The 1,686-nt window shown below is 67.9% G+C and carries 1 protein-coding gene; it reads left to right on the top strand.

The genetic code is table 11. The features are described 5' to 3' along the window. The first annotated feature begins 120 nt into the window (after positions 1 to 120). Positions 121 to 1,509 (top strand): IS1380 family transposase, encoded by a 1,389-nt coding sequence (locus tag AB0G14_RS35575; protein WP_357705189.1) that lies wholly within the window; start codon positions 121 to 123, stop codon positions 1,507 to 1,509. Positions 1,510 to 1,686: the final 177 nt, after the last annotated feature.

The following is a 1,686-nucleotide window of genomic DNA, read 5'->3' as shown; positions in this document are numbered from 1 at the left end:
AGCCTCGATCCACCGATGACTGTCGGGTCGGCGGGGCCCCGGAGATAGAAAGTGCCCTCTGAGCTGGAAGGATAGGAGTTGCGACGCTTCTATCTTCTGGCTCGAAAGGGCACCTCGCAGGTGAGATTGCGCCATGACGCGCCGGTGGTGCGCGCGACGTTCGATGATCCGAATCTTGTGTCGTGTGCCGGTCTCGTTCCGGTGATGCGTCTGGCCCAGCAGGCGGGTCTGCACGACGCGGTCGTCGACCGGGTGCGGCTGCCGACGGACAAGGGCGCCAACCCTGCCGGGAAGGTCGCCACGATCGTGGCGGGGATGCTCGCGGGCGCGGACAGCATCGACGACCTCGACATCGCCCGGCACGGTGGCATGCGGTCACTGTTCACCAGCGTGTACGCCCCGTCGACGCTCGGGTCGTTCCTGCGCACGTTCACCCACGGACACGTACGGCAACTGCAGGCCGCCGCCCGTGACACCCTGATCGGCCTGGCCGGCCGGGCCCCGATCCTCACCGGCGCCGACGTGCTGGCCTTTGTGGACGTCGACTCGATGCTGCGTCGCGTCTACGGCAAGCAGAAGCAGGGCATCGGGTTCGGCCACACCAAGGTCGGCGGCTACAACGTCTACCTCCGCGGCTACAACCCCCTCATAGCGACGCTGTCCACCCCGCTGTCCCCGCCGGTGATCGCCGCCACCCGGCTGCGGTCGGGTAACGCCGGCTCGGCCCGCGGCGCAGCGAGCATGATCGCCGAAGCGATCACCACCGCCCGGGCCTGCGGGGCGTCCGGGGAGATCGTGGTGCGGGCGGACTCGGCGTTCTACGCCAAGACCGTGATCAACTGCTGCCGCCGCCGGGGTGTCCGGTTCTCGATCACCACCCGGATCGACGCCAAGATCCGCGCCGCCTGCGACAGCATCACCGACGACCAATGGGTCGACATCAAGTACCCGCAAGCCGTCTGGGACGAAGACACCGGCCAGTGGATCTCCGACGCGCAGATCGCCGAAACCACCTACACCGCGTTCGCCGGCACCCGACATGCGGTGACCGCCAGGCTGATCGTGCGCCGCATCCGCCGCCACGACCCGCAACAGATCCCCGGCCAAGACGAACTGATACCGACCTACCGGTACCACGCCGTGTTCACCGACAGCCCGTACACACTCGTGCAGGCCGAAGCCCAACACCGCGCCCACGCCATCATCGAACAGGTCAACGCCGACCTGATCGGCGGACCTCTCGCGCACCTGCCCTCCGGACAATTCAGCGCCAACGACGCCTGGCTGACCTGCGCCGCGATCGCCCACAACCTCACCCGCACCGCCGGGCACCTGACCGCCGGCCCCTACACCACCGCCCGACCCGCCACGATCCGCACCCGCATCATCAACGTCGCCGCCCGGATCGCGCACCGGACCCGCACCATCCACCTGCACCTACCCGACCACTGGCCGTGGGCCGCCGGGTTCGACAACCTGTTCACCATCGTCCAGGCCGCACCCGGCTGACCGAACCCACCAGCAGAACCGGACGGCCCGACCACAGGCCACAACCCCCACTACCGCCCCGAACAATCACCCGGAGCAAACCGAACACGTGATCGGCAACTCCCGCACGCCCCGAACCACTCAACATCAAAATGATCAACTAGCGATCGCCGTCAACTGCGTCGGTGGATCGAGGCT

This window comes from Micromonospora sp. NPDC023814, assembly GCF_040639595.1.
Classification (GTDB): domain Bacteria; phylum Actinomycetota; class Actinomycetes; order Mycobacteriales; family Micromonosporaceae; genus Micromonospora.
Note: the sequence above shows the minus strand (reverse complement) of the source record. Positions and strands in the feature narration are given on the sequence as shown.